The organism is Marinobacter sp. CH_CUG1437-1, assembly GCF_037029655.1.
Taxonomy (GTDB): Bacteria; Pseudomonadota; Gammaproteobacteria; order Pseudomonadales; family Oleiphilaceae; genus Marinobacter; species Marinobacter salsuginis.
In genome coordinates, this window is the sequence record NZ_JAYMEW010000006.1 from 1 (window position 1) to 19,735 (window position 19,735).

The 19,735-nt window shown below is 56.9% G+C and carries 14 protein-coding genes and 1 rRNA gene; 6 read left to right on the forward strand and 9 right to left on the reverse strand.

Going from position 1 to position 19,735, the window contains the following annotated elements; translation table 11 throughout:
- From WA411_RS15165 to WA411_RS15185, 5 genes are all read right to left on the reverse strand, one after another.
- A 16S ribosomal RNA gene (locus WA411_RS15165) occupies nucleotides 1–303 on the reverse strand; the annotation flags it as partial.
- 398 nt (nucleotides 304–701) lie between these two features.
- Nucleotides 702–1,892 carry a formate-dependent phosphoribosylglycinamide formyltransferase gene (gene purT, locus WA411_RS15170; protein WP_291907941.1) on the reverse strand — a complete coding sequence of 397 codons (1,191 nt, stop codon included), beginning with the start codon at nucleotides 1,890–1,892 and terminating at the stop codon, nucleotides 702–704.
- Between the two features lie 18 nt (nucleotides 1,893–1,910).
- Complete coding sequence (locus WA411_RS15175; RefSeq protein WP_083231869.1) at nucleotides 1,911–2,099, reverse strand: DUF1289 domain-containing protein; 189 nt, start codon at nucleotides 2,097–2,099, stop codon at nucleotides 1,911–1,913.
- Nucleotides 2,096–2,629, reverse strand: a complete 534-nt coding sequence (locus WA411_RS15180; RefSeq protein ID WP_291907943.1) for a gamma carbonic anhydrase family protein — start codon at nucleotides 2,627–2,629, stop codon at nucleotides 2,096–2,098. Before WA411_RS15180 ends, WA411_RS15175 begins: the two co-directional genes overlap by 4 nt.
- 1 nt (nucleotide 2,630) lies before the next feature.
- On the reverse strand, nucleotides 2,631–3,218 hold the full coding sequence (locus tag WA411_RS15185) for an NUDIX hydrolase (protein ID WP_291907945.1): 588 nt from the start codon (nucleotides 3,216–3,218) through the stop codon (nucleotides 2,631–2,633).
- 96 nt (nucleotides 3,219–3,314) lie between these two features.
- On the opposite strand from WA411_RS15185, the gene WA411_RS15190 reads away from it, so the two are divergent.
- Nucleotides 3,315–3,866, forward strand: a complete 552-nt coding sequence (locus WA411_RS15190; protein ID WP_291907946.1) for an NUDIX hydrolase — start codon at nucleotides 3,315–3,317, stop codon at nucleotides 3,864–3,866.
- A gap of 9 nt (nucleotides 3,867–3,875) precedes the next feature.
- On the opposite strand, the gene WA411_RS15195 is transcribed toward WA411_RS15190, so the two are convergent.
- Complete coding sequence (locus tag WA411_RS15195; protein ID WP_222466487.1) at nucleotides 3,876–4,187, reverse strand: Nif3-like dinuclear metal center hexameric protein; 312 nt, start codon at nucleotides 4,185–4,187, stop codon at nucleotides 3,876–3,878.
- 415 nt (nucleotides 4,188–4,602) lie between these two features.
- Nucleotides 4,603–8,508 carry a phosphoribosylformylglycinamidine synthase gene (purL, locus tag WA411_RS15200; RefSeq protein WP_291907950.1) on the reverse strand — a complete coding sequence of 1,302 codons (3,906 nt, stop codon included), beginning with the start codon at nucleotides 8,506–8,508 and terminating at the stop codon, nucleotides 4,603–4,605.
- A 281-nt stretch (nucleotides 8,509–8,789) separates the two neighbouring features.
- Here purL and mltF point away from each other — a divergent pair, with 281 nt between their 5' ends.
- Nucleotides 8,790–10,304: a membrane-bound lytic murein transglycosylase MltF gene (gene mltF / locus WA411_RS15205; protein ID WP_291907952.1), complete on the forward strand. Its 1,515-nt coding sequence runs from the start codon at nucleotides 8,790–8,792 to the stop codon at nucleotides 10,302–10,304.
- A gap of 19 nt (nucleotides 10,305–10,323) precedes the next feature.
- Here the strand turns inward: mltF and WA411_RS15210 are convergent, their stop codons facing one another.
- Complete coding sequence (locus tag WA411_RS15210; RefSeq protein ID WP_291907954.1) at nucleotides 10,324–10,794, reverse strand: regulatory protein RecX; 471 nt, start codon at nucleotides 10,792–10,794, stop codon at nucleotides 10,324–10,326.
- Nucleotides 10,795–10,972: 178 nt separating this feature from the next.
- Between WA411_RS15210 and WA411_RS15215 the strand changes: the two genes are divergently transcribed.
- Nucleotides 10,973–13,438: a DUF349 domain-containing protein gene (locus WA411_RS15215; RefSeq protein WP_291907956.1), complete on the forward strand. Its 2,466-nt coding sequence runs from the start codon at nucleotides 10,973–10,975 to the stop codon at nucleotides 13,436–13,438.
- A gap of 13 nt (nucleotides 13,439–13,451) precedes the next feature.
- On the opposite strand, the gene WA411_RS15220 is transcribed toward WA411_RS15215, so the two are convergent.
- Nucleotides 13,452–13,715 (reverse strand): late competence development ComFB family protein, encoded by a 264-nt coding sequence (locus WA411_RS15220; RefSeq protein ID WP_291907958.1) that lies wholly within the window; start codon nucleotides 13,713–13,715, stop codon nucleotides 13,452–13,454.
- Nucleotides 13,716–13,903: 188 nt separating this feature from the next.
- On the opposite strand from WA411_RS15220, the gene WA411_RS15225 reads away from it, so the two are divergent.
- The 3 genes from WA411_RS15225 (at nucleotide 13,904) to WA411_RS15235 (ending at nucleotide 19,720) form a co-directional block, all read left to right on the forward strand.
- Nucleotides 13,904–15,112, forward strand: a complete 1,209-nt coding sequence (locus WA411_RS15225) for an acetyl-CoA C-acetyltransferase (protein ID WP_136631861.1) — start codon at nucleotides 13,904–13,906, stop codon at nucleotides 15,110–15,112.
- A gap of 29 nt (nucleotides 15,113–15,141) precedes the next feature.
- Nucleotides 15,142–17,292 carry a 3-hydroxyacyl-CoA dehydrogenase NAD-binding domain-containing protein gene (locus WA411_RS15230; protein WP_291907960.1) on the forward strand — a complete coding sequence of 717 codons (2,151 nt, stop codon included), beginning with the start codon at nucleotides 15,142–15,144 and terminating at the stop codon, nucleotides 17,290–17,292.
- Nucleotides 17,293–17,536: 244 nt separating this feature from the next.
- Nucleotides 17,537–19,720 (forward strand): carboxy terminal-processing peptidase, encoded by a 2,184-nt coding sequence (locus WA411_RS15235; RefSeq protein WP_291907961.1) that lies wholly within the window; start codon nucleotides 17,537–17,539, stop codon nucleotides 19,718–19,720.
- Nucleotides 19,721–19,735 lie beyond the last annotated feature (15 nt).

The window sequence follows — 19,735 nt, forward strand, 5'->3', positions numbered from 1 at the left end:
CATCCTCTCAGACCAGCTACGGATCGTCGCCTTGGTAGGCCTTTACCCCACCAACTAGCTAATCCGACATAGGCACATCCAATAGCGCAAGGTCCGAAGATCCCCTGCTTTCCCCCGAAGGGCGTACGCGGTATTAATCCGGGTTTCCCCGGGCTATCCCCCACTACTGGGCAGTTTCCTATGCATTACTCACCCGTCCGCCGCTCGTCAGCGGGTAGCAAGCTACCCCTGTTACCGCTCGACTTGCATGTGTTAAGCCTGCCGCCAGCGTTCAATCTGAGCCATGATCAAACTCTTCAGTTTAAATCATACTGAAACCCGAAGGTTTCAAAATCATGCTCAAGACAAAACTCAATTTCGACGAGTCACTGTCCTGATATTTCATATCCGAAATACCTCGGCCAGCGCCCACACGAATTACTTGGTCAACTTTTTAAAGAGCGTTTGAGCTGTTGCTCAATCAAGGCCGCGTATTCTACATCGTTCCGCCACCTTGTCAACCGTTTATTTGAAGAATTTTAAAACTCGTTTTCTTCAATACTTTCAAACAGTTGCATCGCTTCGGAAGACCGCCGTGAGTGGCTTGTCCCTCAGAAGTGGTGCGCATTCTACAGACCTCTCAGGAGGTGTCAACGCTTGCTTCGAATTTTTTTCGAAAAACCTCACCAAGCCGATTTTTGACACCCAATTCCAAGAAAGATTCATAATTCAACGATAACCGATTGCGCAGCATCGCGCGCCTTTTTCCGCGCCTCTTCTATTGAGGCACCCTTCGCAAGCGCAACCCCCATTCGACGACGCCCTTTTAGCTCTGGCTTTCCGAACAGGCGCAACTGGGTATCCGGCTCCGATAGCGCGGACTCCAACCCTGTATAAGAGACTTCTGCTGAATCCCCCTCGGGGAGAATCACCGCCGAAGCTGACGGGCCGGTCTGACGTATCGAGGGGATCGGCAGACCCAGGATCGCCCGCGCGTGTAGTGCAAACTCGGAAAGGTCCTGGGAAACAAGGGTTACCAACCCGGTATCATGAGGGCGTGGCGATACCTCAGAGAACCAGACGTTATCCTCTTTAACGAATAGCTCGACGCCATAGATGCCATATCCGCCGAGATTTTCCACCACAGCACGGGCAACTTCAGCCGAGCGCTCATAGGCCAGCGGCGCCATCGGCTGCGGTTGCCACGACTCACGGTAGTCTCCGTCTTCCTGACGATGCCCTATGGGCTCACAAAACGAAACTCCATCCCGGTGCTTTACGGTCAGAAGAGTTATCTCATAATCAAAGTCCACGAAACCCTCAACGATCACCCTTCCCTTGCCGGCTCGCCCGCCAGATTGCGCATATTCCCACGCGGCCTCAATATCATCTTCGATCTTGACCGTACTTTGCCCTTTTCCCGAGGAGCTCATCACCGGCTTAACGACCAGTGGCAGGCCGATTTCCTGAACGGCAGCAAGATACTCCTCCCGGGAACCTGCAAAGCGGTATGGTGAGGTTGGCAATCCGAGCTCTTCGGCCGCAAGGCGACGAATTCCCTCACGATTCATTGTGAGGTTCACCGCTCTGGCGGTTGGGATAACGTGGTACCCCTCCTCTTCCAACTTAACCAGTTCCGGCGTTGCTATGGCTTCAATCTCAGGAACAATCAGATTTGGCTTTTCCTGCTCGATGACGCGGCGCAGGCTGGCGCCATCCAACATATCGATGACGTGACTTCGATGGGCCACCTGCATGGCAGGCGCATCGGCATAACGGTCGACCGCGATCACTTCAACGCCATAGCGCTGCAACTCGAGAACAACTTCTTTTCCGAGCTCACCGGATCCACAAAACAGAACCCTGAAAGCATTACCTTTGAGGGGAGTACCAATTCGAACTGAGTCAGTCATGATCTGCCAGCACCTCTATTAGCCGTGAATCAGGGATCTCTTTTCTCGCTCCGACACCTTTCGTAGCACCTCGCGACGTTCTTCGTTATCCATTCGGGTCCAGCGGGTGATTTCGTCCCCGCTCCGATGACACCCGACACAGACATCATTCTCATCCAGTGCACAGATGCTCACGCAGGGTGAACGCACTTTATCAGCGACACTCATTTCTTCGGCTCGCAGGGCTTGAGTTCATCGACATAGCGGGCCGCGTTCCGCACGTAGTGTTGCGCGCTCATTTCGAGCATCTTTTTCTGGTTGTCGTTCAGCTCCCGCTTGATCTTGCCGGGAGAGCCAACAACCATGGAACCATCCGGTACCTCCATTCCCTCTGGAATGAGGGCGTTGGCACCAATCAGGCAATGCTTGCCGATCTTCGCTCCATTAAGTACAACCGCGTTGATGCCAATCAACGAATAGTCTCCGATCTCACAGCCGTGAAGCATGACCTTGTGGCCGACCGTTACGCCCCTTCCAAGCGTAAGCGGCATACCCGGGTCGGTGTGCAGAACTGAGCCATCCTGGATATTCGTTTCCGGCCCAATGGTAATCAACTCATTGTCCCCGCGGATAACGGCGTTAAACCAGACGCTGGCATTATCCATGAGCCTCACATTGCCTATCACCGACGCATTGTCAGCTACGAAGTGCCCCTCACCCGACAATTCCGGCGTTCGGTCATTCAACTGGTAAAACATGTCAGCCTCCTTCAGGCGGTTCAAGCAAGTCAATTCCGGCATCGTACACAGCGTTCAGGAAATCAACCAGAACCACGGCCGACAGCCCCCAGATTTCGTAATGTTCCCACCGATAACACGGAACGTAAAAGGTATGGTTGAGAAAGTTCAGAGCATCCGTGCGCTCTCGCTGGTCCTCCAGAAAAAAGGAGAGAGGCACTCGAAATACACTTTCGATCTCGTTAGGATTCGGCTCCAGAGGATGATCCCCGGGAATGACACCGACGTAAGGAGTAACCAGAATTCCATAGCGGGACATCACCTGGCTGAGCGGCGCAATAATCTGGACCTGCTCCGGCGGCAGCCCAATTTCCTCGTGGGTTTCACGCAACGCAGTTGCTGCAAGAGATGGGTCCCCGGGATCCCGCTTACCGCCAGGGTAAGCTACCTGTCCGCGATGGGTGGACAGATTTTCAGACCTGAGCGTAAAGATCATTTCAGGGTTTCGGTGATCATCGGTCACCGGAACCAGTATCCCGGCCTCGGGATAATCCAGCGCCAGCTGCCGTGGCGCATAGCCGGCGAGTCGCTCGGCAAGTAAATCACGCAATGTTCGTCTCCACGTTACATCCGGAGGTTGGATGAGACAGAGGCAGCCGGGATCGTTAAACTGACTACCAAACCAATTCAGTATACGGGGAAAATCATGAAGTACTGCAGCACATGCGGTGAGCCGGTTGAACAACGCATCCCCGATGGCGATAACCGGCACCGCTATGTCTGTGTAAGCTGCGATACCATACATTACCAGAACCCGCGCATTGTCGCCGGAACCGTTCCCGTATGGGAGGGGCAGATACTGCTGTGCCGAAGAGCGATCGAACCGCGCTATGGCTACTGGACGCTGCCCGCTGGATTCATGGAGAACGCAGAAACCACCATTGAAGCCGCCGAGCGTGAAACCATGGAGGAGGCTCTCGCTGAAGTAAACATTGAGGGGCTCTATTCGATTATCGATGTGCCACACATCAATCAGGTTCATATGTTCTACCGAGCCACCCTGAAGAACGGGCAATTCGGCGCCGGTGAAGAGTCCCTGGAATCCAGGCTTTTCGGCCTCGACGAGATTCCCTGGGAGGAGATCTCATTTCCAACCGTGAAGCGAACCCTCGAGCTGTTCCTGGCCGACTACAGGCGCGAATCTTTCGACGTCCATGTGAGCGACATACGCCACCCCATGGCAAAAGACCGCAAATAACGCCGCAAACTATAACTCCGCCATCCGATAAACCTCGTAAGCGGGCTCCTCGTAGGGATGAGCCCGTTTGAGCGCTGCGAGGGCCTCCCGAATCAGCTCATCGGCACAGACCAGCTCAACCTTGTACTCGTCTACCGCTTCAATCGCACCGGCTTTGCCAAGAAACGGGTCGCTTCCCTCAAGCGGACGAAACTGGCCCTGTCCTAGACATTGCCAGGCACAGCAATCGTAATCGCCGATACGGCCAGCTCCGGCATCAAACAAGGCCTGCTTGGTTTGCTCTACGTGGGTTTCCGGAACGAAATAACACAGCTTGTACATAGCAAACCCTCCTCCGGATCGGATATTTTTTGTACAGATTAATAGCTTAGACACTTACCCACAGATTCTGTGGATAACTCTGGGGAAAGTTTTTGGGAACACGGCCCCAAACCCCGTAATCACTGCACTTTCGTTAAATTGGCGACAAAATCACCCGATTCATTTAATCTTTACTTTTCAATAGGTTATGAATTTTGCGCAAAAGTTGAACCGATTTCCCGGTCTTTGTGCACAGAACAAACAAGAAGGCACCAGCAATGTGCATAAAAATACTGAGTCAAGGGGATTTTTGCCAATTTCGCCAATTTTTTCCCTTGAAAAACGCCCGGAAACGGGGCAGCCAATAAAAAAGCCGGCTTTGGAGTGAACGCTCATGTTGAACGCATCCAAAACCGGCTCTTCCTGACGCTGAGGATTAACCGAACCAGCGTCTCGCATTTCGGAACATGCGAATCCAGGAACCGTCCTCCTGCCATTCTGACGGCCGCCAGGAATGCTGAACAGCTCGGAACACCCGCTCGGGATGCGGCATCATGATGGTAACCCTGCCATCGCGAGTGGTAACACCGGTAATTCCGGCTTCCGATCCGTTCGGGTTATAGGGGTAACGAACCGTTGCCTGCCCCCGGTTATCCACGTAGCGCAGAGCCACGAGCTCGTTCTCGGAGAGCGCCTCTGCGGAAGTGCCGCTGGCAAATTCAACCCTGCCTTCGCCATGAGCTACCGCAATCGGCATACGGGACCCGGCCATGCCATCCATGAACGCAGAAGGCGACGGCATCACCTCAGCCATGACCAGCCTTGCTTCAAACTGTTCCGATTGGTTGCGGACAAAACGAGGCCAGCCCTCGCTGCCGGGAATCAGTTCGTGCAGATTAGACAGCATCTGACAGCCATTGCACACGCCCAGCGCCAAAGTGTCCTGGCGATTGAAGAATGCCGCGAACTGGTCCCTGACGCGATCACTGAAGAGAATCGATTTGGCCCAACCTTCACCAGCGCCCAAAACGTCGCCGTATGAGAAGCCGCCACAGGCAACCAGGCTATTGAAACCATCCAGCGTAACCCGACCGGAGAGCAAATCGCTCATATGCACGTCGACAGAATCGAAACCGGCGCGATCAAAGGCAGCAGCCATTTCGACCTGGCCATTCACGCCCTGCTCTCGCAGAACCGCAACCTTCGGTCGGATGCCTTTGTTGATATAGGGGGCCGCCACATCTTCGTTGATGTCGTAGGTAAGCTCGGCATGAAGGCCCGGATCTTCCACATCCAACAGATTATCGAATTCTTCACGGGCACAATCGGCGTTATCCCGCAGAGACTGAACTCGGTAACTGGTTTCTGCCCAAAGACGCTGAAGCTCTACACGAGGTTCATCCACAACGATGCCACCCTCGAAAGTGAGGCGAAGACTGTCGGTGTCGTTCGGGCTGCCAATCACGCTGATGTAATCACCCAGACCCGCGGCAGAGAACTGCTGCAGAACAAAGCCCGTGTCTTCCCTGCGCACCTGGATGACCGCACCCAGCTCTTCGTTAAACAGTTCCCTGGCAAACTGACTGCGATCCTCAGCCAAGCCGTCCAGCTTGATATCAACGCCACAGTGGCCGGCAAAGCACATTTCGGCCAATGTGACGAACAGGCCACCATCGGAACGGTCATGATAAGCCAACAGCTTATCGTCAGAGTTAAGACCCTGGATCACCGCAAAGAAAGCCTTGATGTCCTCTGGATCATCCAGGTCCGGTGCCACGGCGCCGACCTGACGGTAAACCTGAGCCAGAGCCGAACCACCCAGGCGGTTCTGGCCCGCGGCAAGATCCACCAGGATCAAATCGGTCTCACCAGCATCCTGAACCAATTGGGGTGTCAGCGTTCTGGCAACATCGGTTACCGGGGCAAAGCCACTAACGATCAGTGAAAGCGGTGCGGTTACGCTCTTCTGCTCGCCGTTGTCTTCTTCCCACATGGTCTTCATGGACATGGAGTCCTTGCCCACCGGAATCGTGATTCCAAGTTCCGGGCACAGCTCCATGCCTACCGCGCGAACCGTCTCATAGAGATTTTCATCTTCGCCCGGGTGTCCGGCAGCTGCCATCCAGTTCGCCGACAACCGTATATCCGACAATTTACCGATCGGCGCGGCGGCCATATTGGTAATGACTTCACCAACAGCCATGCGGCCGGACGCCGGGGCATCAATCGTTGCAACCGGCGTTCGCTCGCCCATGGCCATAGCCTCTCCCGTCCGGACATCGAAGGACGTAGCGGTAACGGCGACATCGGCAACCGGGACCTGCCAGGGCCCAACCATCTGGTCCCGTGCTACCAGGCCGGTAATGGTCCGGTCACCGATGGTGATCAAAAAGCTCTTGGAACCAACCGATGGTAGACGCAGAACACGGCGAATGGCATCGTCCAGGTCGATTTTGGTGGAGTCGAATATGGGCTTGGTAAAGGACGCGCGACTGACACTCCGGTGCATGCGAGGCGGCTTGCCAAACAGCACTTCCATCGGCAGGTCCACCGGCTTGTCATCAAAATAGGAATCACCCAGCTCAAGATGATGAGCCTCTGTCGCTTCACCAATCACCGCATAAGGGCAACGCTCACGGCGGCAAAGGGCATCGAACCCCTCCAGATTTTCCGGAGCCACAGCCATGACATACCGTTCCTGGGATTCGTTACACCAGATCTCCAGCGGTGACATGCCTGGTTCGTCACTGGGAATGTCGCGAAGCTCGAATTTGCCGCCGCGGCCGCCATCCTTCACGAGCTCCGGCATGGCGTTGGAAAGACCGCCGGCACCCACATCGTGGATAAACGCGATCGGGTTCTGGTCCCCCATCTGCCAGCAACGGTCGATCACTTCCTGGCAGCGACGCTCCATCTCCGGGTTATCCCGCTGCACCGACGCGAAGTCCAGGTTTTCATTACTGGAACCCGAATCCATGGACGAGGCCGCCCCGCCACCGAGGCCAATCAGCATCGAGGGCCCACCCAGCACGATGAGTTTGGCACCCACCGGGATATTGCCCTTCTCCACGTGCTCTTCACGAATGTTGCCGAGACCGCCGGCAATCATGATCGGCTTGTGGTAACCGCGTACTTCCTCGCCAGCGGCACCCGGCACTTTCTCTTCAAAGGTCCGGAAATAGCCGGCCAGATTGGGACGGCCGAATTCGTTGTTGAACGCCGCACCGCCAATCGGGCCCTCGATCATGATATCCAGAGCTGAAGCAATCCGCTCCGGTTTGCCATAATTGATTTCCCAGGGCTGGGGGTCGTCCGGCAGGTTCAGGTTGGAGACTGTAAAACCGGTCAGACCGGCCTTGGGCTTGGAGCCCCGCCCGGTTGCGCCCTCATCGCGAATCTCGCCGCCGGAACCTGTCGCCGCGCCGGCCGCCGGGGCAATCGCCGTGGGGTGATTGTGGGTCTCTACCTTCATGAGGATATGGATATCTTCCTCGTTGTACCCGTAGACCCCAGTCTCCGGATCCGGGAAGAAGCGGCCACCCCGGCTGCCCCGGATAACAGAGGCGTTATCCTTGTACGCCGAGAGAACGCCCTCGCTGTTCATTTCGAAGGTATTGCGGATCATGGCGAACAAAGATTTTTCCTGACCTTCGCCGTCAATATCCCAGGACGCATTGAATATCTTGTGTCGACAGTGCTCGGAGTTCGCCTGTGCAAACATCATGAGCTCAACATCGGTCGGATCCCTTTCAAGATCCGTGAAAGACTTCACCAGGTAGTCGATTTCATCTTCGGCGAGCGCCAACCCCAGGCGTGAGTTCGCCTCAACCAGCGCATCGCGGCCACCCGCCAGAACGGGAACCCGACCAAGGAGGCGCGGTTCTTCATGACTGAACAACAACTCCGCACCGCCCATTTCATGGAAGACCTTCTGGGTCATGCGGTCATGCAGCAGTGCTGCGATCTTCTCGCGCTGTTCAAGCCCCAGCTTCCGACCGGAACGAATGTAATAAGCCGTGCCCCGCTCGATTCGGTGTATCTGACGAAGGCCGCAATTTCGGGCAATGTCCGTTGCCTTGCTTGACCAGGGTGACAGGGTTCCCGGGCGCGGAACCACCAGAAAGAGCACCCCGTCCGGCTCTTCCACCGGCACACTCGGGCCATAGGTCAGTAGCCGGTCCAGAATAGCCTGCTCTGCGTCGGAGAGGTCCGCCTCCAGATCGACAAAGTGCATGAACTCTGCATAAACGTGTTCGACTTCAGGCACGATATCCTGAATCCGGGAATGCAGTTTGCGGGAACGGAATGGCGAGAGCGCGGGTGCGCCGCGAAGTTCAAGCATGATATCAACCTGTATCGCGCGAAACGGGGAAGTCTGGGTGCAATTTGAAAGGCCGCCATGATACTCGAAAGCGGGTTCGGGATACAGCGCTTGAAGCGTTAATCCCCGACCGCACAATTGACATTGTTTTGCATATTAATTAACCAGATTTATTGACCGGACATCCACCACCAAGGATCATTGGCAATGTGGAACGGATTTCCACACTCAGGATAGCGAGGGTTGCCAAGCCGCCATCGGTAAAGCAACCAGATGATCCAGCCGTGACGGAGACTCGGGACTTGCCCAGAATTTTTGCTGCATTTACAGGCGCATCCGCCAAGATAGCTTGCCTCCTTGGCGCGGCCCTGACATTGACCGGATGTTCACAGCCCAGCACTCTCCAGGAAATTCGGGAGGAGGGTGTGCTGCATGTCATTACCCGTACGGCACCTTCTATCTATGTGGAAAGTGAGGACGGCCCAACCGGTTACGACTATGAACTGGCCAAACTGTTCGCCAACGAGCTGGGCGTGAAACTCCGGATCCGGGTCGCCGAGGACAATACCGAAATTCTGTCAGTGCTGGAGAAGAACTACGCCCACCTGGGCATGCTGGGACTCTCCAGCCAGCCGGAAGCGGTCGGCCAGCACCATACCGTGGCTACCGGCATCAACGCACAATCGATACTGGTTTATAACCGGGAAATGGAGCGCCCTGAATCACTGGCAGACCTGGCCGGAAAACCCCTCCACGTGGTGGCTGACAGCAATCATGAACATCGCCTGAATCAGGCCCGGGAAGAAATCTCGGAGCTTCAGTGGCAAGTGCACCCCGGGCTGGACGCTGCTGGGATTCTGTCCCGGGTCGAGAGCGGCGAATTTCCATATGCGATGGTTTCCTCCAACGAACTTGATCTGAACCACGTGTTTTATCCAATGGTCAAGGAGGCATTTGCGGTGGGCGAACCTGGCGAACTGGCCTGGTTTTTCCCGTCGGCGCAAGATGACTCCCTGGCAAAAGCCGCCCGGCAATTCATCGAAACCCTGGAGGCCGACGGCACCCTGGCCCAGATTGCCGAACGCTTCTATGGGCACCTGGACCGACTCAATTATGTCGGCGCCCGCACCTTCATGCACCACGTCGAAAACCGCTTGCCCAAGTACGAATCGCTGTTTCGGGACTATGCCAGGGAATTCGAAATGGACTGGCGGCTTCTTGCGGCCATCGGTTACCAGGAATCCCACTGGCGTCCCAACGCGGTATCCCCCACCGGCGTCCGCGGTCTGATGATGCTGACGCGGAACACAGCCAGCCACATCGGGATCAACAACCGGTTGGATGCAGAGGAAAGCATCCAGGGCGGTGCCAAGTATTTCCGGATCGTGCATGAGAAGATTCCCGAACGTATCCCCGAACCAGACCGTACCTGGTTCGCCCTCGCCTCTTACAACGTGGGATTTGGCCACCTTGAGGACGCCCGTCGCCTGACGGAAGGTGCAGGAAAAGACCCGGACCGGTGGATGGATGTGAAGGAATTCCTGCCGCTGCTGGCTGAGAAGGAGTGGTATACCAAGACCCGCTTTGGCTATGCCCGCGGCCACGAGCCAGTCATCTACGTTCAGAATATCCGGCGTTATTACGATGTCCTGGCCCGACTCAACGAACCCGCGACGCCTGCGCCAGACCAGGAAGCGCAAATCGTACAGATGGAGGAAAGCCAAAAAGCCGGAGTTCTTTCAGACAGACTGCAGCCGGACGAAAAACTCCGGGCTGGCTTGCCGGCAGAGCTGGGAATGATCCCCCCGACCCTTTGAAGCGTTTCCCCGAAGTGGTTTAGTCGGCACGGGCTTCCAGTGCCCTTTCAACCTGGCTAGCGGAATAACCCCGACGATTCAGAAAACGCGCCTGACGCACTTTTTCATCCCAGTCTTCACTGAGATCCGCCAGCCCAAACCGTTTGTCCCGGATGGCAACAGCCCGTTCACACCAATCTTCCTCAGTCATTTCATCAACGCACTCCGGAGTCCGATTCACCCCTCGTTGCTGAAGTTCCCCCAGAATCCTGAGCGGTCCATAACCAAGATCCATTCTCTGGCGGGCATAAACGTCGGCAAACCGGTCATCATCGAGCCAGCCTTCTTTCTCATAGTCATCCAGAACAGCGTCAATAATGTCTCCCGACACCTTTCTCTGACGCAGTTTCAGACTCAGCTCAAAGCGGCTATGCTCCCTTCTGGCAAGCAATCTTAGCGCTGTTGCCCGGGCCTTATATTCCTGATCGCCCTGATTTTCCTGTTTTGCCATACAGACCCTTTCCGCATACGCACACAAAACGCTAGACTAGCCGCGAAATTTTCCGACTGATCAGCCTCCCAGGCTGGCCAGTCAAACTACCCGGCCTTCCGAACCGGAGGCCGATGGCCGGTGGCGGTCCAACTTTGCCCGACACCGTGAACTGGTTTCAACACCCAAGGATACTTTTATGGCTGCGTTCATCCAGAAACTGTTCAGATCCCGCAAGACACCCGAGGCAGCGCCTAAGCAACGAAAAGCTGTACAGCCCGAGCCTGTCGAACAGGAGGATACCCGGGCCAGCCAGAGAGAAGAACAGCTTAAAGCCCTTGAGGGCTCTCCGTCGCAAAGTCTCCTGGCCAAACTCGCGATGGAAGGTGTCACAGCGGATATCCGACAGACCGCAGCCGGCAGACTGACCGACGAAGCCAGTCTCCAGGCAGTACAGAAACAGGCCAAAGGCCGGGACAAAGGGGTCTACCAAACCGTTAAATCGGCCCTTCAGCAACGCCGTGAAGAACAGGCTCGACTGGACAGCATCAGCCAGACCATTGCCACCTTGATACGTCACGCGCGGGACCAGGCAAAAAGCGACGACACCAAACTTTACGAGGCCCGGCTTGATGCCCTGCTGAAACAATGGACAGAGGTGGAAGAACACGCAACCCCGGAACAGGCGCAAGCATTCCTGGAAGCGGTGCACCAGTGCAAAGAACGCATTGCGACCCTGCAATCTGCAGCGGAGGAGGAAAAGCGCCAGCGAGATCAGCAGCAACAGCGCCAGGAAACGCTCGACCTGCTTACCCGCACAATGGATGAGCTCAAGGCCCAACCGCCAGAGACCCTGCCCTCACTCGCCTCTCTGGATGCATTGCAGAAAACCCAGGAAAACCGCTGGCTGGAAGCGACCCGGGATACTGCCGTGGACAAGCAGGAACAGAAGTCCTACGAAACAGCCATGCTGGCACTGCGCAATTACCTCGGTTCGATCCGTCGGATCACTCAGGACCGGGACGCCATTGTCGAACTCGGCACTTTGGTAGAGGGGGAAGACGACGCTACTGAAGAACAGCGCGCGCAGGCAAAAACCCTGATCGCGGAAATCAACTGGCCGGAAGGCTACCCCACTCCCACGCTGCTTGAGCCCTTGCGAAAGCTGGCCGGTAAGCCCAGGTCAAAGCCCCAGCCCCGTGTTGACCAGGAGCAGCAGAGGGCCCTGGCGAAGCGCCTTGAGAACGATCTCGAAAAGCTCGAAGCGGCACTTGAGGCCAAGCAACTCAAGGAATCGAAGCAGCTGTTCAAAACCGCCCAGCAACATTTACGTGATTTGGACCAGCGCCACGCCAAACCCTATCAGGCCCGGGTGCAACTCCTTAACGGACAATTGAGAGAACTCTCGGACTGGCAGGGCTTTGCCACCCAGCCAAAGCAGATTGCCCTATGCGAGCAAATGGAATACCTGGCAGAACAACCCATGGATCCAGAAGCCAAGGCGGAGCGAATCAAGGAACTGCAGAATGAGTGGCGCGATCTGGGCGGCTCTTCAGACCGCAACCTCTGGTCCCGGTTCAAAGCTGCCTCCGACAAGGCCTATGAGCCTTGCAAAGCCTACTTTTCTGCGAAGTCCGGCCTTAAACAGGCCAATCTGGAGAAGCGATCCGCCATTTGCGAGCAACTTGAGAGTTTCCTCAACAATGCTGACTGGTCATCGATCGACTGGAAAGCCGCAGAGCGAATCCACCAGACAGCGCGCCAAGAGTGGAAGGAAGCGTGGCCCGTGGAATTCCGGGACAATCGTGCCGTCCAGAAACGCTTCGATGAACTGCTCAAGAAGCTTGAGGCGCCACTCGATGAGGAGCGCCGGAAAAACGAAGCACTGAAACAGGCGATTGTCGAAAAGGCCGAGGCACTGGTTGACCACGAACCGCTCCAGGAGGCCATGAATCAGGCCAAGGCCCTGCAGGGGGACTGGCAGGCGATCGGCATTACCCGTCACAGGGAAGACCGCAAACTATGGCAGGCTTTCCGCAAGGCCTGCGACCAGATTTTTGCCCGCCGCGATGCCGAGCGCACAGAACAGCAGCAGGCATCGCGGGCCGCCGACGAGTCAGCGCAGGCGGCTCTGGAGCAGGTTGCCGAGGCATCCTCAGACAGTCATGAGGAGTCAGTAACGGCGGCCCTGGCGACGCTTCGTGGAATCGACGAGTCAAACCTGTCCAAGGGCGTCAGAGAGCAGGTTCAGCAGAAAAAGCAGCGGCTGAACAAGGCGCTTTCCGAGCTGAAGCTTCGGGCAAAAATGGCATCGTGGCAGTCTCTTGTAATGGCTGCCACAACGGGTGAAACCGCCAATGATTCCGTGCCCAAACACTGGGCCGCGCTGGCGGATGCCTCAGACGCCAGTGATCCGGCCGAGCTGGTGATACGGGCGGAAATTCTGTGCGGCGTCCCCTCACCCGAAACCGACCAGCAGCGCCGCATGGAAATACAGGTACGGCGCCTCGCTGATGGCATGGGATCCGCCGACAACGGCAATGATCAAATGCAGGACGTGGAAAAGCTGCTCGCGAGCTGGTGCCTGGCCGGAATCGGCAAAGACGCAAACACAGAGCTGGCCGAGCGCCTGAACAAGGCCCTTGCCAACCTGAACCAGGCCTGAAGCACCCGGCGGTTTATTCCCGCTGGTGCTCTCTGACAAAGTCCCTGGCCTCCTTAACGGCGGCCAGGGATTTCTGTTTCATCCCCTTGAGTTCTTCGTCGGCCAGGTAGAACATCATATCGATTGAATGCCGATAATACCGCGTTGGAAGGCGGTTCAGGGCCACGCACATCACATCGGTAAGATAATCCGCCGTGTCGGACTCCTCCCGCGTTGCCTCAATGGCATCCACCACCAGTCGTTCGTAAAAGTTGTCGATCGCATCTCGCAGCGACATGGCTTTCGCCTCCTGAATTCGTCTGCGGTTTCTAACACCATAGAAGCCACCTCCCGCCTTGTCATGGTTCCTGAGCAATTTCGCCAATGCGATTGGCAGCCCGCGTCATTACGCCCCCTGGTCGCAACGGGCTATGGTTGTGTCATCGGTAAATCAATTCCGAAAACAATATGACCAGAGGACAAGCAATGACCACCGAGGCGTATATCTTCGATGCAGTCCGCACCCCCAGAGGGCGTGGAAAAAAAGACGGATCACTTCACAGCGTCAAACCCATCACGCTGTTGACCACAGTGCTCCACGCGCTGCAGGAGAGGAACAGCCTGGACACCGCCCAGGTGGATGACATCGTAATGGGCTGCGTGACCGCCGTTGGCGACCAGGGTGCGGACATCGCCAAGACAGCCGCTCTGGCGGCCGACTGGGATGAAAAAGTGGCCGGCGTTACGCTAAATCGTTTCTGCGCGTCCGGGCTTGAAGCCGTTAACCTGGCCGCCATGAAAGTACGCTCCGGTTGGGAGGACATGGTGGTTGCTGGTGGCGTGGAGGCCATGTCGCGGGTACCCATGGGCTCTGACGGGGGAGCCTGGGCCACGGACCCGGAAACCAACCTGCATACCGGTTTCATGCCCCAGGGTATCGGCGCGGACCTTATTGCCACACTCGAGGGCTTCAGCCGTGAAGATGTCGATGGCTTTGCGGTGAAATCCCAGCAGAAGGCCGCCAATGCATGGCAGAACGGCTACTTTGCAAAATCCATTGTTCCCGTCACGGATCAGAACGGTGTCGTGATCCTCGACCGTGACGAGCATGTGCGCGGCAACACGACGCTGGAGAGCCTGGGTGGCCTCAAACCCTCCTTTCAGATGATGGGCGAAATGGGCTTCGACGGTGTCGCCCGGGAGAAGTACCACTACGTTGAGAAGATCAACCACGTGCATCACGCCGGTAACTCCTCCGGCATTGTCGACGGCGCCACCGCCATGCTGATCGGCAGCGAAGCCAAGGGCAAGGCCATGGGCCTGACACCTCGCGCCCGCATCGTTGCCACAGCCGTCACCAGCACCGATCCAACCATCATGCTCACCGGTCCGGCGCCGGCGGCGCGCAAAGCGCTGGAAAAAGCGGGCATGACCGCCGACCAGATTGACCTGTTTGAAGTGAACGAGGCCTTCGCGTCCGTGGTGATGCGCTTCCAGCGGGAACTCTCGGTTCCCGACGAAAAAGTGAACGTGAACGGCGGCGCCATCGCCATGGGCCATCCGCTGGGTGCCACCGGCGCCATGATTCTTGGCACCTTGCTGGATGAGCTGGAGCGGCGTGAACTGCGCTACGGCCTGGCTACCCTCTGCGTTGGTGGCGGCATGGGCATTGCCACCATCATTGAGCGCGTCTGAACCCGTCCACTTTTCCAGGAGAACCGATTATGAGTGCCATCCGTTACGAACTGGGTTCAGATCAGATCCTGACCCTCACCATCGACATGCCGGGCCAGTCCGCCAACACCATGAATGCCACTTTCCGGGACGCCCTCTCGGAGACGGCAGCGAAAGTAAAAGATGACCTGGACAACATCCGCGGCGTGATCATTACCTCAGCCAAAAAAACCTTCTTTGCCGGCGGCGATCTGACAGAGCTGCACAAGGTCACACAGGCCGACGCCAAAACCTTTGAGGACATGGTCAACGGCCTGAAAGCCCACATGCGCTTCCTCGAAACCACCGGCAAACCCGTGGTGGCCGCTATCAACGGCTCTGCCCTGGGCGGTGGTCTGGAGATCGCCCTGGCCTGCCACCATCGCGTGGCGATTGACGACGTCAGCATTCAACTGGGCTTGCCGGAGGTGACGCTGGGCCTGCTTCCCGGCGGTGGCGGAACCCAGCGACTGCCCCGGATGATTGGCCTGGAGGCAGCCTTCCCGTTTCTGATGGAAGGCAAAAAGGTGAACCCCGAAGCCGCACTTAAGGCTGGCATTGTCGACGAACTGGCCGATTCTGCCGACGACATGATCACCAAGGCCCGGGCATTCATCGATGCCAATCCCAAGTGTCATCAGCCGTGGGACCAGAAAGGCTTCAAGTTTCCTGGCGGGGCGCCTCACCATCCCGCCATGGCCCAGAAACTGGCCATCGCACCGGCCATGCTGAAGCAGAAAACCAAAGGCTGCTACCCGGCGCCTGAACGCATTCTCTCCGCGGCCGTCGAGGGAGCCCAGGTGGATTTCGACAACGGTAGCCTGATCGAGACCCGGTATTTTGCCGAGCTGGTGATCGGCCAGGTCGCCAAGAACATGACCGGCACCTTCTGGTTCCAGCTGAACGCCATCAAGGCGGGCGGCAGCCGGCCCGATGGCGTCGAGAAAGAAACCTTCCGCAAGGTTGGCGTGCTTGGCGCCGGCATGATGGGCGCAGGTATTGCCTATTCCACAGCCACGCGGGGAATCGACGTGGTGTTGAAAGATGTCTCCGTGGAGAACGCCGAAAAAGGCAAGAGCTACTCCGAGAAATTGCTGGCCAAGAAAGTCAGCCGTGGCCGGATGAGCGAAACGCAGAAGGCAGAGATCCTCGGGCGCATCAAAGCCACGGATTCTGCGGATGATCTGGAAGGCTGCGATCTGGTAATCGAAGCCGTCTTTGAAGACAGCGAACTGAAAGCCAGGGTAACCCAGGAAGCTGAACCGAAGCTGGTAAACAACGGAATCTTCGCCTCCAACACGTCCACTATCCCCATCACCCAACTCGCCGAGGCCTCCGCGAACGCCGAGAACTTTATTGGCCTGCATTTCTTCTCACCGGTAGACAAGATGCAACTGGTGGAAATCATCGTCGGCGAGAAAACCTCTGATGAAACGCTGGCACGCTCGTTCGACTACGTTCAGCAGATCGGCAAGATCCCGGTGGTGGTGAATGACAGCCGGGGATTCTTCACTTCCCGGGTTTTTGGCACCTTTGTCAATGAAGGCATCTGCATGCTGGGCGAAGGCATCCACCCATCCAGCATTGAGAATGCAGGACTACTGGCCGGCATGCCGGTGGGACCTCTGGCGATCTCGGACGAAGTCAGCATGACCCTTATGCAGCACATCCGGGACCAGAGCAAGAAAGACACCGAGGCGGCAGGCGGCACCTGGAACCCCCACCCGGCTGAGGCGGTGATTGATGCCATGGTCAACGAGCACGGGCGCAAAGGCAAAGCCTCGGGCGCCGGGTTCTACGACTACCCCGCCAGTGGCAAAAAACACCTTTGGCCGGAACTGGAAAACCTGTTCGTGGATAGCGGCAAGGCTCGGGCAGTCGAACTGCAGGAGCTGAAGGACCGGATACTGTTCATTCAGGCCATTGAAACGGTGCGCTGCCTCGAGGAAGGCGTATTGCGCACGGTGGAAGACGCCAACATCGGCAGCATCTTCGGCATTGGCTATGCGCCCTGGACCGGTGGCGCCATCCAGTTCATCAATCAATACGGAGTGAGAGCGTTCACGGAACGGGCATCAGAGCTCGCCAAAACCTATGGTGAGCGCTTTGCACCGCCCAGACTGCTGCAGGAAAAGGCGGAAACCAACACAACGTTCGCCTGATCAAACCCTGCTGACTCATTGCCGGGCGGGATGCGCTTCCGCCCGGCACCCCTACCAATCAAAGACCTACGCAATCGACCATCATCCGGTTACCAACCTGGCGCCTTCATGGACAGATTGTCACGAACCGATACGCCCTGCCTATGGCATCGGGTGTAGTGCTTGCCTACAATAAATTTATAAGTCACGGGTAGACACTCCCTCCGAAAGCCGAGGGGCTCCCCACACCGTCAGGTACGCATTTATGACCATCGCGGAAAGAATTATGGCTCGTCGCACCCTGGCCGGAACTGGTCGATCCGGGGTGTGCAAGGCAATGGCTGTAGCCTTGCTACTGTCGACGCCACTGGGACTGCATGCCAAGGTTGAAACCCCAGCTGTCTACGAGCCGGTTGCGCCGACGATCGATCAGGCGCGCGCTAACATTCTGATTGCCCGTCAGCTGCAGTTTACGCATTTCCGCGACCTTGGAATCAGCGACGAATTGTCTGGCGACGTGTTTGATGCCTACCTGGACTATCTGGACGGCCAGCGAATCTACCTGTCACAAGACGACATTGCGAAATTCGACAAAATCCGGACCCAGTTGGGCTCTGCCCTGAAAACCGGCCAGCTCCAGCCGGGCTTTGATATCTACAACCTTGTTCAGCAACGGATTATCGAGCGTCTGCAGTTTGCACTGGCAATCATCGACAACGGCATAGACTCGCTGGACTTCTCGGCCAACGAGAGCATTCTGGTGGACCGCTCAGAAGCGGACTGGGAGGCGGATGCCAAGGCGCTGGACGAACTGTGGGTAAAACGCATCAAAAACGCAGTATTGGCACAGCGACTGAACGGCGCCGACGATGAGGCCATCGTTGAAACTCTGCGCCGGCGCTACGAAGGTCAGCTCAAGCGCGCGTACCAGGCCAGAAGCGAAGATGCTTTCCAGGCCTACATGAATGCGTTTACCGGAATGTGGGATCCGCACACATCCTACTTTTCACCGCGCACCTCCGAGAACTTCAACATCAACATGAGCCTTTCCCTGGAAGGCATTGGAGCGGTCCTTCAGTCAGATAACGAATACACCAAGGTAGTGAGACTGGTGCCCGGCGGACCGGCGTCCAAGCAAGGTCAGCTTGAGCCCGCAGACCGCATAGTCTCGGTGGCACAGGAAGGTGAAAAACCGGTGAACGTGATCGGTTGGCGGCTGGACGAAGTTGTGGATCTGATTCGCGGGCCGAGGAACTCGACTGTCACCCTGGAAGTCATTCCGGCTAACGCGTCTGACGAGACCATCACCGAAACTATTGCCATCAAGCGGGATGAGGTGAAACTGGAAGAACAGAGCGCCAGCAAGGACACCATCCGGATTGAGCGCGGCGGCAAGGAATACACGATTGGCGTAATCACCATCCCCACGTTCTATGCCGATTTCCAGGCCATGCAGGCCGGAGACCCAAACTACAAGAGTACAACCCGGGACGTTCGTAACCTCATCGCGGAACTCGAAGCCGAGGGCGTTGATGGACTGGTCATGGATTTGCGCAACAATGGTGGTGGCGCCCTGCACGAGGCCAACGATCTGGTAGGGCTGTTTATCGATAAAGGCCCCACTGTTCAGATCCGCAATGCCAATAACGATGTGCAGGTACTGAACGATGAGGACCCTTCGGTCGCCTATGATGGCCCGCTGGTGGTACTCACCAACCGTATGAGCGCGTCAGCGTCCGAAATTTTCGCCGGCGCCGTCCAGGACTATGGCAGGGGGCTGGTCGTTGGTTCCCAGACCTTCGGCAAAGGTACCGTTCAGGCGGTGCGTCCGCTGAACCATGGCCAACTCAAGATCACCCAGTCGAAGTTCTATCGGGTATCAGGCGGCTCCACCCAGCACAAAGGGGTGATTCCGGATATCGAGATTCCATCCCGCATCGACAAGACCCGCATCGGTGAGGACGCCCTCGACCATGCCCTGCCCTGGGACCAGATCGAAGCCGTGCCGCACACGCGTTACTTTGATTTCAGCGGTATTATTGATGAGCTTCGCAAGCGACACGAAGAGCGATTCTCAACCAACCCTGAATTCAGTCTGTTGCAGCAGGAAATCGACTTCCTCACCAAGCAGCGCGCCACGGACAGCGTCAGCCTTAATCTGGAAGAGCGTCGTGCCGAACACGAACAAATTGAGCGCACGCGTCTGACAATTGCGAATGCCAGGCGGGAACTGAAAGGGCAGCCACCATTCGATTCCCTTGAAGCCCTCGAAGACTGGCAGGACCAACAGGCAGCTGACCTGGATTCCACCGACGAAGAACTGGATTTCGTGATTCGTGAAGGTGGCCATATCATGGCTGACATGCTGGACCTGGATAACCGCATGGCGTCCATCCTGGACCCGCAACAGTTCGCCGCACAGGCTCCGGCCTCCGCGGTAACCCGGTAAGCGGATGCCTTCAGG